Origin of the sequence: Micromonospora sp. SD12, assembly GCF_052068495.1 — a bacterium.
Lineage (GTDB): Bacteria > Actinomycetota > Actinomycetes > Mycobacteriales > Micromonosporaceae > Micromonospora > Micromonospora echinofusca.
Genome location: NZ_JBQHDF010000002.1, coordinates 97,424 through 113,548, shown reverse-complemented (window position 1 = coordinate 113,548; position 16,125 = coordinate 97,424). Strand labels below are relative to the sequence as shown.

Genomic DNA, 16,125 nt, shown 5'->3' with positions numbered 1-16,125 from the left:
CCGATGAGCGTCTCACTGATACTCCTGCCGCTGGCCGTCGCCGCCGTCGCCGCGACCCACGCCGCCACCGCCGGGCGGGACGGGCAGGGCCACGTCGTCTGCGAGGTGCAGACGCGGATGCGGGACGAGACGCTGCTCGTCGCCGCGCTGCGCGACACCGCCGCGGTGGTCACCGCCGAGCCCGACGCGATCGTCGCGGACTGGGCCGACGTGCGGGCCGGCTTCCGGCGCGGTGAGGACAGCATCTGGTCGGCCCACTTCACGGGCGAGGTCGACGAGCAGCGGGCCGTCGAGGCGGTCCGGGCGATCGACGCCGCGTACGGGCGGCAGGTCCAACGGGCGGTGCTGGAGCGGCTGCGCGAGCAGGCCCCCACCGCCGGGCTGCGCCTGGAGTCCGAAGAGGTCGCCGAGGACGCGAGCGTCCGGCTGGTGTTCGCCGTCGAGGGCCGGTCGTGACGGCGCGGCAGCCACGGATCGTGGTCACCGTGACCAGCGAGGGCGTGGTGAGCGCCGAGACCCGGGACGTGCTCGGCGACGGCTGCCTCGACTACGTCGCCGTGCTGGAGGACCTGCTGGCGGCCCGCACGGTACGCAGCGCGTACACCGCCGACCACGAGCGCGCCGCCGTGCCCGCGCGGCAGGAGGAGCGCGATGTCGAACGCGCCTAGCCCCGGCTGGCCGCCCCCGGCCGTGCCGAGGCCGAGCGCCAGTTGGCAGGTGTTGCAGAGCTGGTGGCTGCTGCTGCCCGTCCTCGGGTGCAGCTGCCTCGGCGGCTTCGGGTTCATCTACGTGGGTGCGCGGGCCCGCCGCGCGGCGTGGTGGATTCCCGGCATCGTCTACGCCGTGGTGGGCTGGACGGCGTTCATGCTCGTCGGCGAGTCGGACAAGGAGAGCGCCGTCAGCGACTGGGCGGTCGGTGTGCTCCTGGCCGTCTGGGCGTCCAGCATCCTGCACGCCGCGCTGATCAACCCGGCGTGGCTGCGCTGGCTCACGCACCGCCGCGCCAGGTCGGCGGCGGCGTGGCCGGGCGGGGCGTACCCGCTGGCCCCGCTGCCCCGGGCGGCTCCCGCCGGTCCGGTGCCCGCCCCCTATCCGGGCATGACGCTGACGTACCCGCCCAGCTCACCGGCGGGGTACCCGTCCCCGTACCCGTCGGCCGCCTACCCACCCCCGTCGGCCGGTTACCCGCAGGCCGCGTCGCCGTACCCGCCCCAACCGTTCGGGCCGGCGGCCCAGCCGCCCGGGTCGCCGGTGGGACAGCCGCCCGCGCCGGCCGATCCGACGATGGTGCCGTACCAGCCGGTCGATTCCTTCGGGTCCGAGCCGCTCGCGCCGCCGTCGGACCCGTGGGCCGACGGGGAGTCCGGGAAGGTCGACGTCAACACGGTCGGGCCGGAGGCCCTCGCCGCGCTGCCCGGCTTCGACCCGCAGCGCGCCCGGCAGGTCCTGGCCGAGCGGGAGCGGCGCGGGTCCTTCGGCAGCCTGGCCGAGTTCGCCGCCGCCGCCAACCTGGCCCCCCACGAGTACGCGCGCCTGCGCGACACCCTGGACTGCGTCCCGCCCGCCGGGCCGGCGCCCGGGCAGCCGCCGCCCGGCCGGGTCCTCGATGTCTGACGACGGTCCCGCGCCCCGCCCGTCGGCCGGGGCGCGGACGGTGGCGGTGGCCCGCTTCCTGGCCGCCACCCGCGCCGAGGGGCCGGGCGAGCGGACGGCCGTCTGGGTGCAGGGCTGCGAGATCCGCTGCCCCGGCTGCTTCAACCCGCATATGTGGACCTTCCGTGGCGGGGAGCGGGTGGCCCCCGCCGACCTGATGCGCCGGGTGCTCGACGCCGGCACCGAGGGGCTGACGCTGCTGGGCGGCGAGCCCTTCGACCAGGCCGCCCCGCTGGCGGTCGTCGCCGCCGGGGTACGCGCCGCCGGTCGTTCGGTGATGACCTTCACCGGTTACACCACGGCCCGGCTGCGTCGCGCGGTCGACGCGGGCCGCGACGACGTCGCGGCGCTGCTCGCGGCGACCGACCTCCTCGTCGCCGGGCCGTTCCTGGCCGACCGGATCGACACCCGGCGGCCCTGGGTGGGCTCCACCAACCAGGAGTTCGTGCTGCTCGACGGCCGCTTCCCGGGCCTGCTCGACGAGGTGTCGCGCAGCCCCGACCGGGTCGAGGTGACCGTCGACGCCGCCGGCCGCGTGGCGGTGAACGGCTGGGCCGAGGTCGACGCCCTCGACGAGTTGCTGGCGTCGGTGGCCCGCCCTCAGCCCCGGCGGCGGGCCAGCGCCGAGCGTCGGTAGCCGTAGAGGGCGTAGATGATCGCGCCGAGCACGAACCAGACGGCGAAGCGCAGCCACGTCTCCGGCGCCAGGTAGGTGATCAGCCAGAGGGAGAAGGCCGCGCCCAGCGCCGGCACCACCGGCATGCCGGGCAGCCGGAAGGTACGCGGCGCGTCCGGGCGGCGGTAGCGCAGCACGATCACCGCGACGCAGACCACCACGAAGGCCAGCAGGATGCCGATGTTGGTCAGCTCCGCCGCCTCCCGGATCGGCAGGAAGCCGGCGATCAGGGCCGAGCCCACGCCGACGATCCAGGTGACCCGGCTCGGCACCCGGCGGACCGGGTGCAGCTTGGCGAACCAGCCCGGCAGCAGACCGTCCCGGCTCATCGAGAACCACACCCGCGTGACGCCGAGCATGAAGGTGAACATCACGGTGAGGATGCCGATGATCGCGCCGACGGCGATCACGCTGGCCAGGCCCGAGAGCCCGACGAAGGCGAACGCCGAGGAGAAGCCGCTCTCCGGGTCGATGTCCCGGTAGTTCTGCATGCCGGTCAGCACCAGCGTGGCCAGCACGTAGAGGACCATCGAGATCGCCAGCGAGTAGATGATCGCCTTGGGCATGTGCCGGCGGGCGTCCTTCGACTCCTCGGCGGCGGTGCTCATCGCGTCGTAGCCGAACACGGCGAAGAAGACCGTGGCCGCGCCGGTCAACGCCCCACCCACCCCGAAGGGGAAGAACGGCGAGTAGTTCTCGGTGCGGATGTGGAAGAAGCCGACCACGACGACCAACAGCACCACGGCGATCTTCAGCCCGACGACGATCGTCTCGAAGCGGGCGGCGGACTTGATCCCCAGGTTCAGCAGGAAGGCGATGAACAGGCAGAGGATCACCGCGAACAGGTCGACCACCCGCCCCTCGCCGGTGCCCGGGGCGCCCAGCATCCAGGCGGGCAGGTCCGCCCCCAGCTCGCCCACGAGGAACGAGAAGTAGCCGGAGATGCCGATCGCCACGACGGCCACGATCGCGGTGTACTCCAGCAGCAGGTCCCAGCCGATGAACCAGCCCACCGCCTCACCGAGCACCGCGTAGCCGTAGGTGTAGGCCGAGCCGGCCTTGGGGATCATGCCCGCGAACTCGGCGTACGACAGGGCCGCCGCCGCGCTGGCCAGCCCGGCGATCAGGAACGACACCAGCACGGCCGGGCCGGCCGTCTCGCTCGCGACGGCGCCGGCCAGGGCGAAGATGCCCGCGCCGATGATGCCGCCCACCCCGATGGCGGTGAGCTGCCAGAGCCCGAGGGAGCGCGCCAGCCCGTCACCGGTCTCGTCGGCGATCTCCTCGACCGGCTTGCGACGGAAGATCCCCGTCCCGCCGCCGCCCGTCGTCCTTCCCGTGGAGGTCATCGTCGTCCCCCTTCCCGACCCGCCCGGCGTGCCCGACCCGCCGGCTGCGATGCCCATGCGGGTACCCGGCAACGACGCCGGTAAATCTCCAACGAGGACACCCGGGCCGGGTTGCGACGCGGGCCGCTACCGGCCGTCGACCTCCGGCTCGGCCGAAGCCGTGTCCTCCGGTCGGGGACGCGGGGCGGCCCGGGTCAGCCGCCAGTACTGCCGTCGCCCGTCGTCGCGGATCACCACCCCCGCGCGGCCCAGCTCGCCGCGCAGCTCCCGGGCCTCGCCGCCCCGGTCGGCGTCGAGCGCGCGCTGCCGGGCCCGCAGCAGCGCGTCCGCGCCGGTCGGCAGCCCGGGCAGGCCCGGCACCCACCGCCGGTACGCGTCCCGGTGCGGGTCGCCGTCGGTCCACGGCCAGCCGTGCGCGCGGAACGCGTCGCGCAGCCGGGCGGCGGCCAGGTCCGAACGCTCCCGGAGCAGTTCCTCGTCGTCCGCGCCGAGCAGCACGAGGTCCTTGCCGTCGACGAAGACCGCGCGCACCGCCCGCCGCCCGACCTCCCGGTCCGCGCGGTCGCGACGCAGCCGTACGCGTTCGGTGTCGACGCTGACGGCGAGCCGTTCGGCGGTGCCCACGGCGGCGACCAGCAGGCCGCCCAGCGTGCCCAGGGCCACTCCGCCGATGCCGGCCTGCGGGTCCGGTAGCCGGGCGACCACCTCGAACAGGTCCCGCGCCGGGGCCCAGGGCAGCCCGGCGACCCACTCCGCGCCGGTGACGAGCAGCCACCCCGCGCCCGCGCCGAGCGCCGGGAAGCCGCCCCAGAGGATCGCCAGTTCCGCCGCGCCGCCGTCGACGACGGTGGGTGCGCCGTAGCCGTCCACCGTCAGGACACCTCGCGCCGCAGCGTGCGGATCAGCCCCGCGACCAGTGGAACGGCCAGCCAGACCAGCAGCGACACGGCGAACCGTCCCCACTGCCCGGCGGTCACGTCCGGCGTGAGCAGCGGCTCCATGGTCCGGCCCGTGTCGAGCCAGCCCGCCGGGCCACGCAGCGGCCGGATCATCTCGCCCAGGATCGACCAGAGGGTCGGCAGCAGCAGGTACCCGACGATCGCCAGCGGGGTGTTGAGCAGCAGCAGGCCGAAGCCGGCCCCCATCAGCACGTTGGCCACCTGGAGCACCACGGCGTGCAACACCAGGGCCCACTCCAGGCGCCAGCTGCCGGCGCCGCCGGTGACCCCGGCGACCAGCGTGCCGGCGGCGGCCACGCCGAGGCTCACCAGCACCGACGCCAGCGCCGCCAGCACCATCGCGGCCAGCTTCGCGACGATCACCCGGCCCCGGCGGGGCACCAGGGCGAACGTGGTCAGCGCCGTACGCTGCGACCACTCCCCGGTGATCGACAGGATGCCCAGCACGGGCAGCAGCAGGCCGATCGGCAGCATCGAGGGGACGAAGAAGTTGTCGAAGGTCTGCGCGGCGTCGTCCGCCCAGATCAACTGGACCACCACGAGGGCGGCGGCCAGCAGCCCGATGGTGATCAGCAACCAGAGCCCGGCCCGGGTGTCGACGAGCTTGCGCAGCTCCACCCCGGTGAGCCGGAGCAGCGACGGCCGGCGTACGCCCGGATGGCCGGGGGTGGCGGCGGCGGTGGGCGGGCTGGCGGTGGTGGTGGTGCTCATCGGACGGCCTCCTGGGTCGACGCGCCGGCGGTCAGGGTGAGGAAGAGCTGCTCCAGGCCGCCGCTGCCGGCTGCCCGCAGCTCGGTGAGGGCGACGCCGGCGTCGGCGGCGGCCTGCCCGACGGCCTCGGCGTCGGCGTGCACCAGCAGCCCCTCGGTGCCCTCGGTGACGGCCAGCCCGGACCGCTCCAGCGCGCCGCGCAGCGCCACGCCGTCGCGGGCCCGGACCAGCGTCCCGCCGCCGGCCAGCAGTTCGGCCTTGTCGCCCTGGGCCACGATCCGGCCGCCCCCGATGACCACCAGCCGGTCCGCGACCGCCTCCACCTCGCGCAGCAGGTGGGAGGAGAGCAGCACGGTGCCGCCCCGGTCGGCGAAGTCGCGCAGCAGGCCGCGCATCCAGAAGATCCCCTCCGGGTCCAGGCCGTTGGCCGGCTCGTCGAGGATCAGCACCCGGGGGTCGCCCAGCAGGGCGTGCGCCAGGCCGAGCCGCTGGCGCATCCCCAGGGAGTACGCCCGCAGCCGGCGCCCGGCCGCGACCTCGTTCAGCCCGACCAGGTCGAGCTTGGTGGCCACCTGCCCACGGTCCACCCCCATCGTGGCGGCGGCCACGGTCAGCGCCTCCCGCCCGGTGCGCCCGGCGTGCTGCGCCGAGGCGTCCAGCAGCACGCCCACCTCGCGTCCCGGGTTCGGCAGTTCCCGGTACGGCCGGCCGCCGACCGTGGCGCCGCCGCCGCTGGGCGGCGTGAGGCCGCAGATCATCCGCATGGTGGTGGACTTGCCGGCGCCGTTGGGCCCGAGGAAGCCGGTGACGGTGCCCGGCCCGCAGCGGAACGACACGTCGTCGACGGCCGTGTGCCGCCCGTACCGTTTGGTGAGGTGTTCCACGTCGATCATGCCGGTCACGCTGCCGGAGCCACCCGGCCGTGCGCTGCGGCCGACGGTGCAGTCCGGTGGCTACCTTGGTCGACACCCTGGTCTCGACTTTGGTAGCTGGTCGGCCCGTCGTGGGGCTGCCTAGCATTGCGGGCGTGACCAGTGCCGCCGTACCGGAGCACCCCTGGCTGCTGCCGGGGGCGCTGAGCGTCGACCCGACGGCCCGGGCCGGGCGGCTGCCGCGGCGCACCACCCGCGACTGGGTGGTGGACTGCCTCTGCTTCCTGCTCTCCCTCGGCTGGGTCCTGCTCGCCACGGCCGACGCGGCGTCGCCCGACCCCGAGTTCGCCACCCCGCTGCCGCAGCGCTGGATGGTCCCGGTCGACGCCGTGCTCGGCCTCGTCTGCTGCGCGTTGATCTGGGCGCGCCGCCGTTGGCCGCTGGGGCTGACGGTGGCGACCCTGCCGCTGACCGTGTTCTCGATGGCGTCAGCGGTCCCGCTGCTGATCTTCTACTTCACGGCCGTGGTGCACCGTCGTACGGCTGTCGCGCTCGGGGTGACCGCCGCCGGTCTGGTCACCAACTTCGCCTTCAGCTACCTGCGCCCGGACCCCCAGATGCCGTACTGGGCGACGACGCTCTGGGGAGTGGTGATCAGCCTCTGCGTGCTGGCGTGGGGGATGTTCGTCCGGGCGCGGCGGCAGCTCGTCGTGTCGCTGCGCGAGCGCGCCGAGCGGGCTGAGGCGGAGCAGCAGTTGCGGGTGGCGCAGGCCCGGCACCTGGAGCGCACCCGCATCGCCCGGGAGATGCACGACGTGCTGGCGCACCGGATCTCGCTGCTCAGCCTGCACGCCGGCGCGCTGGAGTTCCGGCCGGACGCGCCGCCGGGGGAGGTGGCGAGGGCGGCCGGGGTGATCCGGGGCAGCGCCCACGCCGCGTTGCAGGACCTGCGCGAGGTGATCGGGGTGCTCCGCGCGGAGACCGTCACCGAGGAGGACCCGGAGCGCCCACAGCCGACCCTGGGCGACCTGCCCGCGCTCGTCGAGGAGTCGCGGGCGGCCGGGGTGCGGGTCGGTGTCCGCGACGTGGTCACGGCGGGGGAGCAGGTGCCCGCGGCGGTGGGGCGCAGCGTCTACCGCATCGTGCAGGAGGGCCTGACCAACGCCCGCAAGCACGCCGCCGGGGCGGCCGTCACCGTCGACGTCGCCGGCGCACCCGGTGACGGGCTGACCGTGGAGGTACGCAACCGGTGGCCGGTCGGCGGCGTCGCCGACCCGGCGATCCCGGGCGCCGGCACGGGCCTGGTCGGCATCGCCGAGCGGGTCAGCCTGGCCGGCGGCCGGCTGGAGTACGGGCGGGACGACTCCGGCGACTTCCGGCTGGCCGCCTGGCTGCCGTGGCCGGCGTGACCGGCGTGACCGGGCCGGGCGGGGGTGGGCCGGGCCCCACCGCCGACCGGCCGGTGCGGGTGCTGATCGTCGACGACGACGCGCTGGTGCGCGCCGGGCTGTCGATGATCCTCGGCGGCGTGCCGGACCTGCTCGTCGTCGGGGAGGCCGCCGACGGCGGCGAGGTGCCCGCCGCCGTGGCCGCCTGCGCGCCCGACGTGGTGCTGATGGACATCCGGATGCCCCGGGTCGACGGCCTCGCGGCCGCCGAGGCGCTGCGCGCGTCGCCGCACCCGCCGGAGGTGCTGGTGCTGACCACCTTCGACGCCGACGAGCAGGTGCTCCGGGCGCTGCGGGCGGGGGCCGGCGGCTTCCTGCTCAAGGACACCCCGCCGGCCGAGATCGTGCGGGCGGTGCACCGGGTGGCGGCGGGGGAGGCGACGCTCTCCCCGGCGGTCACCCGCCGGCTGATCGACCACGTGACCGCGCCCGGCGCGCCCGGGGGCCCGGAGCCACGCCGGGAGCGGGCGCGGCGTCAGCTCGCCGGGCTCAGCGAGCGGGAGCGCGAGGTCGCGGTCGCGGTCGGGCGGGGCCGGACGAACGCGGAGATCGCCGCCGAGCTGTTCATGAGCGTCGCGACCGTGAAGGCGTACGTGTCGCGGCTGCTGGTGAAGCTCGACCTCAACAACCGGGTCCAGGTCGCCCTGCTGGTGCACGACGCCGGCCTCGTCTGAGGCGGGGTTGAACCTTTCGGCGCGCCGGGCCGTACCAGTCGCCGAGGATGCGGTGCGGCGGGTCGGCCGCACCGCTGCCGGAGCCGCGGGAGGTCTGCCGTGCGATTTGGTGAGCAGTCGACGGATCCCATCGACCAGATCCTGGGCGAGGTGCCGGTACCGGCGTCGCTGACCCCCGAGGACGTCCGGCTCGCGGTGCGGGCCGTGGTGGTGCACGCCGCCGAGGAGTGGCCGGCGGGCCCGCTGTGCCGCAACGACGGCGCGACGTACCCGTGCCGGCTGCACCGCTGGGGCCGGCGGGTGCTGGAGCGGCACGGGCTCAACGAGCGGCAGGTCGACGCGCTGGTGCGGCACGGCAACCCCTTCGTGCACGTGCCGTTCCCGTTCACGGTGACCGGCCCCGCGCCGGCTTCCCGCGCGTCCGCCGGGCACCCGGGCGGTCCGCGGGCGGTCGCGCCCGGCGCCCGGCCCGCCGGCCCCGGCCGGCCGGTGGCTTCCCCCACCACCGCGCCGCGCTGGCCCCGGGCGAGCTGAGCGGGGGTACGCCCGCCGGCACGACCGGGAACGGAACCGGCCCGGGACACGGGGTGTCATCCCGCGTCCCGGGCCGGCGTCGCCGTGCCACCTGCCGGCGTCACCTCTCACCCGTCACCCGTCGACCGCCGGTGACCGTCGCCGCCCGGTCGCCCGGCGTGGCGGTCAGTCGTTGCCGGCGCCGATCCCGCAGTCCGGCGCGGACCAGCTGGTGGTGTTCGGGGTGTCGTCCCGGTCGTTCTCCCGTCGCGAGTCCACGTGCACGTGGTCGTCGTGGTCCGGGTAGCCGGGCCCGTAGATCCCGCTGAAGCCCCGGCTGCGCGCGTCGCGGGCCAGTTGGCAGAGGGAGCTGGTGCGGGAGGTCAGGTCGGCGGCGTTGCCGTAGAGGTGCTGGCTGTCCGACGCCCCGCCGACCTGGCTGTTGCAGACACGGCTGCGGAAGCCGCTGCTGACGTAGAGCGGCTTGTCGCCGAGGCTGCGCCGCATCGCCTCCAGCTTCCACATCGTGCGCAGCGCGTTCTGCCTGGTCTGCGCGGGGGAGAGCGGACCGCCGCTCCAGCCGCCGCGACCGCAGCCGTCGTCCATCTCGCTGAAGCTGAAGTGCCGCGGCGTGCAGTCGTTGTCCTGGAGGTCGTAGAGCTTGCCGTACGTCTGCGGCCCGGCGACGCCGTCGGCGCGCAGCCCGTACGCGGACTGGAATCGCTTGACGGCGGCGGCGGTCTTCGGTCCGTAGCGACCGTCGTTCTCCACGATGTCCCGGTTGCCGGCCCACCCGGCCACCCGGATCTGCAACTGGCGGACGTCGTCGCCGGAGCGTCCCTGGTAGAGGTTGCGCTTCCACGTGTAGCAGCCGTCGGCGTGGGCCGCTGGCGCGGCGACCACCGTGGCGACAGCGGCTGCCGGCAACGCCAGGGCGAATGCGACAGCGGCCCGTTTCAGGGTGTTAACGCGCACAGAAGTCCTCCCGATAGGAGTGCGATTGGGGTGGCGTCCGGGACATCGGCCTGCCCGTCCCGTGATTTCCACCCTGGCAGGGCGACGGACGGTTCGCGGCAATTAACAAGAATTGTCCTCACGATTCGCCGTTCCTGGGCGTTGCCTGGGCAGTACGCGAATTGCGAAACACCCAAGGGTCGGCATTCGACGACAGGGGACCGCGAAAGGCACGGAAAGCGGCAGTCGGGCACACGCAGGGTGATGTGAGCCGGCCAGTCCGACCCGGTAACGTCAGCGCCGGCGGGAGCGGGGGAGGGGGCGGCATGGCACGTGGTGGCGTCTTCTGCATCGAGGGCCAGTGGCACCGCGACCTCAACGAGCGCGGCTCCGTCCTGCCCACCCTCGAACTGCTCGAACGGCTCGGAAAGATCCGCTTCATCCACAAGGACGCGGCCACCCGCGACGAGCTGTTCTACTTCGTCGACCGCTGGCTGCTCAAGCAGTACGCCGACCACCGGGTCGGCTTCTTCGCCATGCACGGCGAGCCGAGCCGGCTCTGCCTCACCGACTGGGAATCGGTGGCGCTCGCCGACGTCGCCGAGCTGATGGCGGGTCGCTGCGAAGGCCGACGGCTCTATTTCGGCAGTTGTTCGGTGCTGCGCGCCTCCGACGCGGTGCTGCGCGGCTTCCTCGACGCCACGGGGGCGGCGCTGATCTGCGGGTACACCCGCGAGGTGGACTGGGTCGAATCGGCCGCCTTCGAAACCGTCCTGCTCGACGTGCTGGCCAACGGCCAGCGCCACAACGCCGCCGAGCTGCGGATGGGCTCGGCGCACTGGGCGCCGCTCGCCTCGTACCTCGGCTTCCGGGTGATCTACGCCAACGGCCGCGCCTGGCGGCCGTCGGTCCGCCCCCGCGTGCCCGCCCAGGCCGCCCGCCGCGCCGCCCCGCGACCCCGGTGAGGTCGCCCGCGTGCCCGCGTGGCCGGTGGGCCACCGCGCCCGGGTGGGCCGGTGCGGTCGCCGTGCGGCGGGCGCCCTGGTAGGAACGAACGATGGCACGCAGCATCGCGACGAACACCCGGGTCGACCGGGCCGAGCTGACCGAGTTCCTCCGGCCGCGGCACCGGGTGGTGCTGATGACCACCCGCGCCGACGGCCGGCCGCAGTCGTCCCCCGTCACCGCCGGGGTGGACGGCGAGGGACGGTTGGTGATCTCCACCTATCCCGGGCGGGCCAAGGTCGCCAACGTCCGCCGCGACCCCCGGGTGTCGGCGTGCGTGCTCTCCGACGACTGGAACGGCCCGTGGGTACACCTCGACGGCACCGCCGAGGTGCTGGACCTGCCGGAGGCGCTGGAACCGCTCGTGGAGTACTTCCGCTGCATCTCCGGCGAGCACCCGGACTGGGACGAGTACCGGGCGGCCATGCTGCGTCAGGGCAAGTCGCTCATCCGGGTCACCATCGACGCGTGGGGTCCGATCGCCACCGGCGGCTTCCCGGCCCACCTCGCCGACTGACCCGCCCCCGCCCTCAGTACGCGGCGGTGAAGCGGGCGTTCTCGTGGCGCGGCTGCTCGATCTCGTCCACGATCGCCACCGCCAGGTCCTCGTAGCTGAGCACCGAGCGGCCCTCGTGGTCGGTCACCGGCTCGTCGCCGCCCGTGCGGTAGTGCCCGGTGCGCTCGCCCGGATGGAACTCCAGCGGCGGCGGGGAGACGTACGTCCAGGTCACCCCGTCGGCCGAGGAGCGGTAGAAGTCGAGGGCGTCGGCCTGCCCCAGTGCCGCGTCGCGGTACTCCTCGGGGAAGTCCGGCTCGTCGAGGTAACGGGTGCCCTTCGGGGTGAGCAGGGTCGAGCCGCCGCCCACGTGGACGATCCGGGGCGCGCCCGGCATGCCCCGCAGCGCGCCGACCAGGTTCCGCGCCGCGTCGAGCCACAGGTTGTGTTCGCCGCCGCCGATCGCCACCACCATGACGTCCGTGTCGGGCGCCAACTCCCGTACGCTCCGCTCGCTGGTGGCGTCCCCGGTCACCACCGTGACGGCCGGTGGCAGGTACGAGGTAGCCTCCGGCCGGCGCACCGCGGCGGTGACCCGGTGGCCCCGGCCGACCGCCTCGGCGGTGATCCGCGAGCCCGCGGTGCCACCCGCGCCGAAAACGACGATGTTGCTCATACCGCCTCCCGCCCGGCCCGTCCGGCCCGGCGGACGTAGCCCGTCTCCAGGCTATTGACCGGTGCCGCCGCGCGCTGGCGGACCGGGGATCCCGGCCGGCGCAACCGCCCTTGCGCCCTCGCCCGGTGTCGGGGTGCACTGGTATCGGGCCGTGACCGCTGAGGGCGGGGGTGGACGCGATGACGAAGGAACGTGACGCGCCCGCCGAGACGCCCGTGCCCCCCGGTCCGTCGACGGCACCGGCGGAGGAACCGGGGACGCGCCGGTCGGATCGGCTGTGGTCGCTGCTGCGTCGGCTCTCACCCGCCGGCCCGCCCGCCGGCCGCTGGTTCGCCGGGGTCCTCGCGGCCGTCGTCACGGCGGTGCTGACCGCCTGGCTCCTCGCCTGGGGTCTCCTACCCGGCACGCCCCCGCCGCCTCCGCCCGACCCCGACGCGCTGCCGTTCACGGTCGCGGTCCGCGTGGGCCACGACCCGACGGACGGCTGGGTGGTCGAGGCGCCGCTGGCGGACATTCCCACCCGACCGGTCTGGTCGGGCGACTGGACGCAGTGGGCCCGGGAGGCCGCCGGAGCCCCGGCCTCCCGGCAGTACGTCTACTTCACCGTCCAGGGAGTCGACGAGGCACAGGTGACCCTCACCGACCTGCGGGTGCGGGCGGTGACGCGGCGTCCCGCCCTGCGGGGCGTGTTCGCCGCTCCGGGCGGGGGCGGCCCGACCGCCTACCGGTGGGTGGACGCGAACCTGGACGAGGACCCTCCGGTGCTCACCGCCGGCATGTTCGACGAGGGCGGGCAGAGCCTCCCCGAGCACGAGCGCAAGGAGATCCGCTTCCCGTACCGGGTGTCGCTGGCCGATGCCGAGACCTTCCTCGTCATCGGCTACACGGATGACTGCGACTGCGACTGGAAGATCGAGCTGGACTGGGCGGCGCGGGGCCGCACCGGCACCGTCACGATCGACGACGCGGGCCGCCCGTTCCGGGTCACCGGCACGGCCCGGGCGCACACCGACTGCCGGACGTCCCCCGACGGGACGGAGGACTGCCGGCAGCGGTGACCCGGCGACCGGAGCCGAGCCGGGACCGTGCCGCCGCTCACCCGCGCCGGCGGAGTGCGGCCGGCTCAGTCGACCAGGGCGGAGTAGACGAGCTGCCGCAGCTGCGGCCGGATCGGGTAGGTGCTCGACGGCATGAGCTGGGTGAAGAACAGGGCCGTGACCTCCTCGGCCGGGTCGACCCAGAACGCCGTGCTGGCCACCCCGCCCCAGTAGTACTCGCCGGGGCTGCTCGGCACCCGGCTCGGGACGGGGTCGTCGACCACGGCGAAGCCGAGCCCGAAGCCGATCCCGTCGAGGGTGGTCTCGGCGAAGCCGCCGGTCGAGAGGGTCTCCAGGTCCTGCCCGCCGGGCAGGTGGTTGCGGGTCATGAAACGCACCGTGCGCGGCCCCAGCAGGCGCACCCCGTCGAGCGCCCCGCCGCGCAGCAGCATCTGGGTGAACCGGTGGTAGTCGGCGGCGCTGGAGATCAGGCCGCCGCCGCCGGAGAGCAGCAGCGGCTTCTCGTACGCCAGGGCGCCGAGCGTGTCGTAGCGGAAGGCGCGGCCGGTGCGCGGGTCGGGCGCGTAGAGAGCGGCGAGCCGCTCGGCGGCGTCGCCCTCGGCCCACCAGTGCGTGTCGGTCATGCCCAGCGGACGGAAGATCCGGTCGGCGAAGAACGCGTCCAGGCTCTGCCCGGAGACCACCTCGACCAGCCGGCCGAGCACGTCGGTGGCGACCGAGTAGCCCCACGCGGTGCCGGGCTGGAACAGCAGGGGCAGCTCGCCGAAGGCCTGGCAGGCCGTCGCCAGGTCGACGTCCGCCGGCGGGTACAGGTCGTAGCCGGCGGCCCGGTAGATGGTGTCGACCACCGAGGTCTGCATGAAGCCGTACGTCAGGCCGGCGGTGTGGGTGAGCAGGTGCCAGACCCGGATCGGCTCGACCGCCGGCACCGTGTACGGCTTGAGGGCCGAGCCCTTGGAGTAGACCCGCAGGTCGGCGAACTCGGGCAGCCACCGGCTGATCTCGTCGGTCAGCTCGAAGCGGCCCTCCTCCCACAGGATCATCGCGGCGACCGAGGTGACGGGCTTCGTCATCGAGTAGATGCGCCAGAGCGTGTCCGCCTCGACGGGCCTGCCCGCCTCCGCGTCGCACAGCCCGTACGTCGAGGAGTGGGCGATCTCGCCCCGGCGGGTGACCAGCACCTGCCAGCCGGCGAGGCGACCGTCGTCGACGTACCTTCCGAAGTGCTCGTCGATGCGCGCCAACCGCGCCGGGTCGAAGCCGATCTGGTCCGGGTCGATGCTGCGTGCCACACTCACGCCGCCGAAACTACTAGCCGGTACGCCGCGCCGGAAGGGCCGCCGCCAGTTGTCCCAGCCCCTCGGTAGCCTGGTCCGATGCCCGAGGTGACCGAGGACGCGACGTTCCGCGACGAGGACTGGTACGGCGAGGAGCTCGTGGACCGGCACTTCGTCCGCTGCACCTTCTTCGACGTCGACCTCAGCGAGGCGGTGAGCCGGGGCGCGGTCTTCGACGGCTGCACCTTCGGCAACGTGCGGTTCAACTCCTCCCGGCACACCGACTCGGCCTTCACCCGCTGCACCTTCCAGCGGTGCAACCTCTTCGAGGTGCAGTTCACCGGCTGCAAGCTCGTGGGCAGCAGCTTCGCCCAGTGCGACCTGCGGCCGCTGACCGTCGCCGGCGGCGACTGGTCGTTCGTCGGGCTGCCCGGTGCCGACCTGCGCGGGGCCCGGCTGACCGACGTCCGGATGCGCGAGGCGGACCTCACCGGGGCCAACCTGACCGGCGCCACGGTCACCGGCGTCGACCTCTCCGCCGCGCAGCTGCACCGCTGCCGGCTCGTCGGTGCCGACCTGCGCGGCAGTGACCTCACGACGCTCGACCCGACGGCGGTGGAGCGGGCCGGGGCCATCGTCGACGCCGCGCAGGCCATCGTGATCGCGCAGGCACTGGGCTTCGAGATCCGCTGACGGGAGCCGACCCGCCCGCAGGACCCGCGACGACGTTCCCGATCGATGTCCGCTACGGTCCGGTGACGAACTGGACACACCCGTCCCGCCCGGCGCGACGGGCGGGGCGGTGCGGGCCGGGAACGCCCACGGCGGGTGTTCGCGTCCGGCCGGGCCGGTGGGGAGTGGAGGGTCGGTGGCGGAGGAAGACCTCACCCGGCAGCGCATCCGGCCGTCGCGGTACGGTGCCCCGCCCCCGATCCGCCACCCCCTCCTCCCCCTGGCCGGGCGCACCCGCGCCGACCTGCGGCGACTGGTCCGGGCGCGGCAGCGCCGCCGGTGGGTCGTCGGAGGGGTGGCCGTGGTCGTCTGCCTGGTCGCCCTCGCGTCGTACCTGATCGCCGGCGACCCCGAACCGGGCGGGCAGAGCGCCGACGGCGTGCCCGCGGGTGCCGGCCGGCCGAGCGGCCTGCCCGGCCTGGAGGGGCGCGACCTCGACGCCGGCCTGGTCTCGCCCGGGCTGCGGCCCCGGCAGCGTCCGCCGAGCCCGTCCCCGACGCCGCCGACGTCCGCCCCGGCGGTGCCGGCGGTGCTCGACGCCGGCATGGCCGAGGCGCCGGCCGAGGTGGACCTGACCACGGTGGGCGGTCGCGACTGGGTCCACTGGGGCCTGCGCGGCGCGGACTCGACGGTCCGCAAGCGCGGCGGCTCCGGCGAGATCCGCGACGAGGGCGGCTCCGGCCGGCGCGGCGGCTGGGACGACAACCAGGAGAGCTTCAGTTGGCGCGACGGCAGCCCGGTCGCCTCGGTGAGTGGCTCGTCCCACGGGGTCTACCGGTGCGGCGTCGGCAGTGGCTTCACGCTCGCGGTGGCCGCCGACGGCCGGGCCCGCACCGTCCGCCTGTACGCCGGGGTGTGGATGGCCCGGGGCCGGCTGGACGCCCGCCTCTCCGTCGGCGGTCCGAGCCGGACCCTGCGGATCGAGGACCGGCACACCAGCCGGTCCACGGAATTCACCATCCGGTTCCAGGCGCCGAAGGGCGGCCGGCTCGTGCTGACCTGGACGGTGGAGCAGGCCTTCAGCGACGACTGCGGCAGCGTCGGGGTCCAGGCGGTCGCGCTGCGCTGACCC

At 74.8% G+C, this 16,125-nt stretch carries 19 protein-coding genes; 12 read left to right on the top strand and 7 right to left on the bottom strand.

What is annotated here, in order from left to right:
- Positions 1-3: 3 nt before the first annotated feature.
- Genes ACTMS2_RS04310 through ACTMS2_RS04295 form a run of 4 tightly spaced genes read left to right on the top strand, consistent with a single transcriptional unit; the run spans position 4 to position 2,290 of the window.
- On the top strand, positions 4-456 hold the full coding sequence (locus ACTMS2_RS04310; protein ID WP_441174206.1) for a hypothetical protein: 453 nt from the start codon (positions 4-6) through the stop codon (positions 454-456).
- Positions 453-668, top strand: coding sequence for a DUF2997 domain-containing protein (locus ACTMS2_RS04305; protein ID WP_089001817.1), 216 nt, complete (start codon positions 453-455; stop codon positions 666-668). The genes ACTMS2_RS04310 and ACTMS2_RS04305 overlap by 4 nt, the downstream gene beginning before the upstream one ends.
- A complete protein-coding gene (locus ACTMS2_RS04300; RefSeq protein ID WP_441174205.1) occupies positions 652-1,614 on the top strand; it encodes a ComEA family DNA-binding protein in 963 nt (320 codons plus the stop codon). Before ACTMS2_RS04305 ends, ACTMS2_RS04300 begins: the two co-directional genes overlap by 17 nt.
- Positions 1,607-2,290 carry a 4Fe-4S single cluster domain-containing protein gene (locus ACTMS2_RS04295; RefSeq protein WP_441174204.1) on the top strand — a complete coding sequence of 228 codons (684 nt, stop codon included), beginning with the start codon at positions 1,607-1,609 and terminating at the stop codon, positions 2,288-2,290. Before ACTMS2_RS04300 ends, ACTMS2_RS04295 begins: the two co-directional genes overlap by 8 nt.
- Here the strand turns inward: ACTMS2_RS04295 and ACTMS2_RS04290 are convergent.
- The 4 genes from ACTMS2_RS04290 to ACTMS2_RS04275 form a co-directional block, all read right to left on the bottom strand.
- On the bottom strand, positions 2,254-3,678 hold the full coding sequence (locus ACTMS2_RS04290; protein ID WP_441174203.1) for an amino acid permease: 1,425 nt from the start codon (positions 3,676-3,678) through the stop codon (positions 2,254-2,256). The two genes, ACTMS2_RS04295 and ACTMS2_RS04290, sit on opposite strands and share 37 nt — an antisense overlap.
- A gap of 126 nt (positions 3,679-3,804) precedes the next feature.
- Positions 3,805-4,548 (bottom strand): YqeB family protein, encoded by a 744-nt coding sequence (locus tag ACTMS2_RS04285; protein WP_441174202.1) that lies wholly within the window; start codon positions 4,546-4,548, stop codon positions 3,805-3,807.
- A 2-nt stretch (positions 4,549-4,550) separates the two neighbouring features.
- Complete coding sequence (locus ACTMS2_RS04280; protein WP_441174201.1) at positions 4,551-5,348, bottom strand: ABC transporter permease; 798 nt, start codon at positions 5,346-5,348, stop codon at positions 4,551-4,553.
- Positions 5,345-6,241 carry an ABC transporter ATP-binding protein gene (locus tag ACTMS2_RS04275; protein ID WP_441174200.1) on the bottom strand — a complete coding sequence of 299 codons (897 nt, stop codon included), beginning with the start codon at positions 6,239-6,241 and terminating at the stop codon, positions 5,345-5,347. Before ACTMS2_RS04275 ends, ACTMS2_RS04280 begins: the two co-directional genes overlap by 4 nt.
- A gap of 134 nt (positions 6,242-6,375) precedes the next feature.
- Here ACTMS2_RS04275 and ACTMS2_RS04270 point away from each other — a divergent pair, with 134 nt between their 5' ends.
- The 3 genes from ACTMS2_RS04270 to ACTMS2_RS04260 all read left to right on the top strand — a co-directional run bounded on the left by ACTMS2_RS04270 (position 6,376) and on the right by ACTMS2_RS04260 (position 8,876).
- On the top strand, positions 6,376-7,629 hold the full coding sequence (locus tag ACTMS2_RS04270; RefSeq protein ID WP_441174199.1) for a sensor histidine kinase: 1,254 nt from the start codon (positions 6,376-6,378) through the stop codon (positions 7,627-7,629).
- A complete protein-coding gene (locus tag ACTMS2_RS04265) occupies positions 7,608-8,342 on the top strand; it encodes a response regulator (RefSeq protein WP_441174645.1) in 735 nt (244 codons plus the stop codon). Before ACTMS2_RS04270 ends, ACTMS2_RS04265 begins: the two co-directional genes overlap by 22 nt.
- Before the next feature lie 99 nt (positions 8,343-8,441).
- Entirely contained in the window at positions 8,442-8,876 is a 435-nt protein-coding gene (locus ACTMS2_RS04260; protein WP_441174198.1) for a hypothetical protein, read from the top strand.
- 165 nt (positions 8,877-9,041) lie between these two features.
- On the opposite strand, the gene ACTMS2_RS04255 is transcribed toward ACTMS2_RS04260, so the two are convergent.
- Complete coding sequence (locus ACTMS2_RS04255) at positions 9,042-9,830, bottom strand: D-Ala-D-Ala carboxypeptidase family metallohydrolase (protein WP_441174197.1); 789 nt, start codon at positions 9,828-9,830, stop codon at positions 9,042-9,044.
- Positions 9,831-10,135: 305 nt separating this feature from the next.
- Between ACTMS2_RS04255 and ACTMS2_RS04250 the strand changes: the two genes are divergently transcribed.
- Positions 10,136-10,774, top strand: coding sequence for a DUF6642 family protein (locus tag ACTMS2_RS04250; protein ID WP_441174196.1), 639 nt, complete (start codon positions 10,136-10,138; stop codon positions 10,772-10,774).
- Positions 10,775-10,866: 92 nt separating this feature from the next.
- Complete coding sequence (locus tag ACTMS2_RS04245; RefSeq protein WP_363898277.1) at positions 10,867-11,331, top strand: PPOX class F420-dependent oxidoreductase; 465 nt, start codon at positions 10,867-10,869, stop codon at positions 11,329-11,331.
- Between the two features lie 13 nt (positions 11,332-11,344).
- Here ACTMS2_RS04245 and ACTMS2_RS04240 read toward each other — a convergent pair whose 3' ends face one another.
- Positions 11,345-11,986 carry an NAD(P)-dependent oxidoreductase gene (locus tag ACTMS2_RS04240; protein WP_441174195.1) on the bottom strand — a complete coding sequence of 214 codons (642 nt, stop codon included), beginning with the start codon at positions 11,984-11,986 and terminating at the stop codon, positions 11,345-11,347.
- Positions 11,987-12,165: 179 nt separating this feature from the next.
- On the opposite strand from ACTMS2_RS04240, the gene ACTMS2_RS04235 reads away from it, so the two are divergent.
- Positions 12,166-13,044 (top strand): hypothetical protein, encoded by an 879-nt coding sequence (locus ACTMS2_RS04235; RefSeq protein ID WP_441174194.1) that lies wholly within the window; start codon positions 12,166-12,168, stop codon positions 13,042-13,044.
- 65 nt (positions 13,045-13,109) lie between these two features.
- On the opposite strand, the gene ACTMS2_RS04230 is transcribed toward ACTMS2_RS04235, so the two are convergent.
- A complete protein-coding gene (locus tag ACTMS2_RS04230) occupies positions 13,110-14,342 on the bottom strand; it encodes a serine hydrolase domain-containing protein (RefSeq protein ID WP_441174193.1) in 1,233 nt (410 codons plus the stop codon).
- A 78-nt stretch (positions 14,343-14,420) separates the two neighbouring features.
- Here ACTMS2_RS04230 and ACTMS2_RS04225 point away from each other — a divergent pair, with 78 nt between their 5' ends.
- Entirely contained in the window at positions 14,421-15,014 is a 594-nt protein-coding gene (locus ACTMS2_RS04225; RefSeq protein WP_441174192.1) for a pentapeptide repeat-containing protein, read from the top strand.
- 175 nt (positions 15,015-15,189) lie between these two features.
- A complete protein-coding gene (locus ACTMS2_RS04220) occupies positions 15,190-16,122 on the top strand; it encodes a hypothetical protein (protein WP_441174191.1) in 933 nt (310 codons plus the stop codon).
- Positions 16,123-16,125 lie beyond the last annotated feature (3 nt).

Bases quoted from the DNA above. Each gene is read 5' to 3' on its own strand.
- ACTMS2_RS04310 (WP_441174206.1), top strand. From the start codon at position 4: ATGAGCGTCTCACTGATACTCCTGCCGCTGGCCGTCGCCGCCGTCGCC.
- ACTMS2_RS04300 (WP_441174205.1), top strand. From the start codon at position 652: ATGTCGAACGCGCCTAGCCCCGGCTGGCCGCCCCCGGCCGTGCCGAGG.
- ACTMS2_RS04295 (WP_441174204.1), top strand. From the start codon at position 1,607: ATGTCTGACGACGGTCCCGCGCCCCGCCCGTCGGCCGGGGCGCGGACG.
- ACTMS2_RS04290 (WP_441174203.1), bottom strand. From the start codon at position 3,678: ATGACCTCCACGGGAAGGACGACGGGCGGCGGCGGGACGGGGATCTTC.
- ACTMS2_RS04280 (WP_441174201.1), bottom strand. From the start codon at position 5,348: ATGAGCACCACCACCACCGCCAGCCCGCCCACCGCCGCCGCCACCCCC.
- ACTMS2_RS04275 (WP_441174200.1), bottom strand. From the start codon at position 6,241: ATGATCGACGTGGAACACCTCACCAAACGGTACGGGCGGCACACGGCC.
- ACTMS2_RS04250 (WP_441174196.1), top strand. From the start codon at position 10,136: ATGGCACGTGGTGGCGTCTTCTGCATCGAGGGCCAGTGGCACCGCGAC.
- ACTMS2_RS04245 (WP_363898277.1), top strand. From the start codon at position 10,867: ATGGCACGCAGCATCGCGACGAACACCCGGGTCGACCGGGCCGAGCTG.
- ACTMS2_RS04240 (WP_441174195.1), bottom strand. From the start codon at position 11,986: ATGAGCAACATCGTCGTTTTCGGCGCGGGTGGCACCGCGGGCTCGCGG.
- ACTMS2_RS04235 (WP_441174194.1), top strand. From the start codon at position 12,166: ATGACGAAGGAACGTGACGCGCCCGCCGAGACGCCCGTGCCCCCCGGT.
- ACTMS2_RS04225 (WP_441174192.1), top strand. From the start codon at position 14,421: ATGCCCGAGGTGACCGAGGACGCGACGTTCCGCGACGAGGACTGGTAC.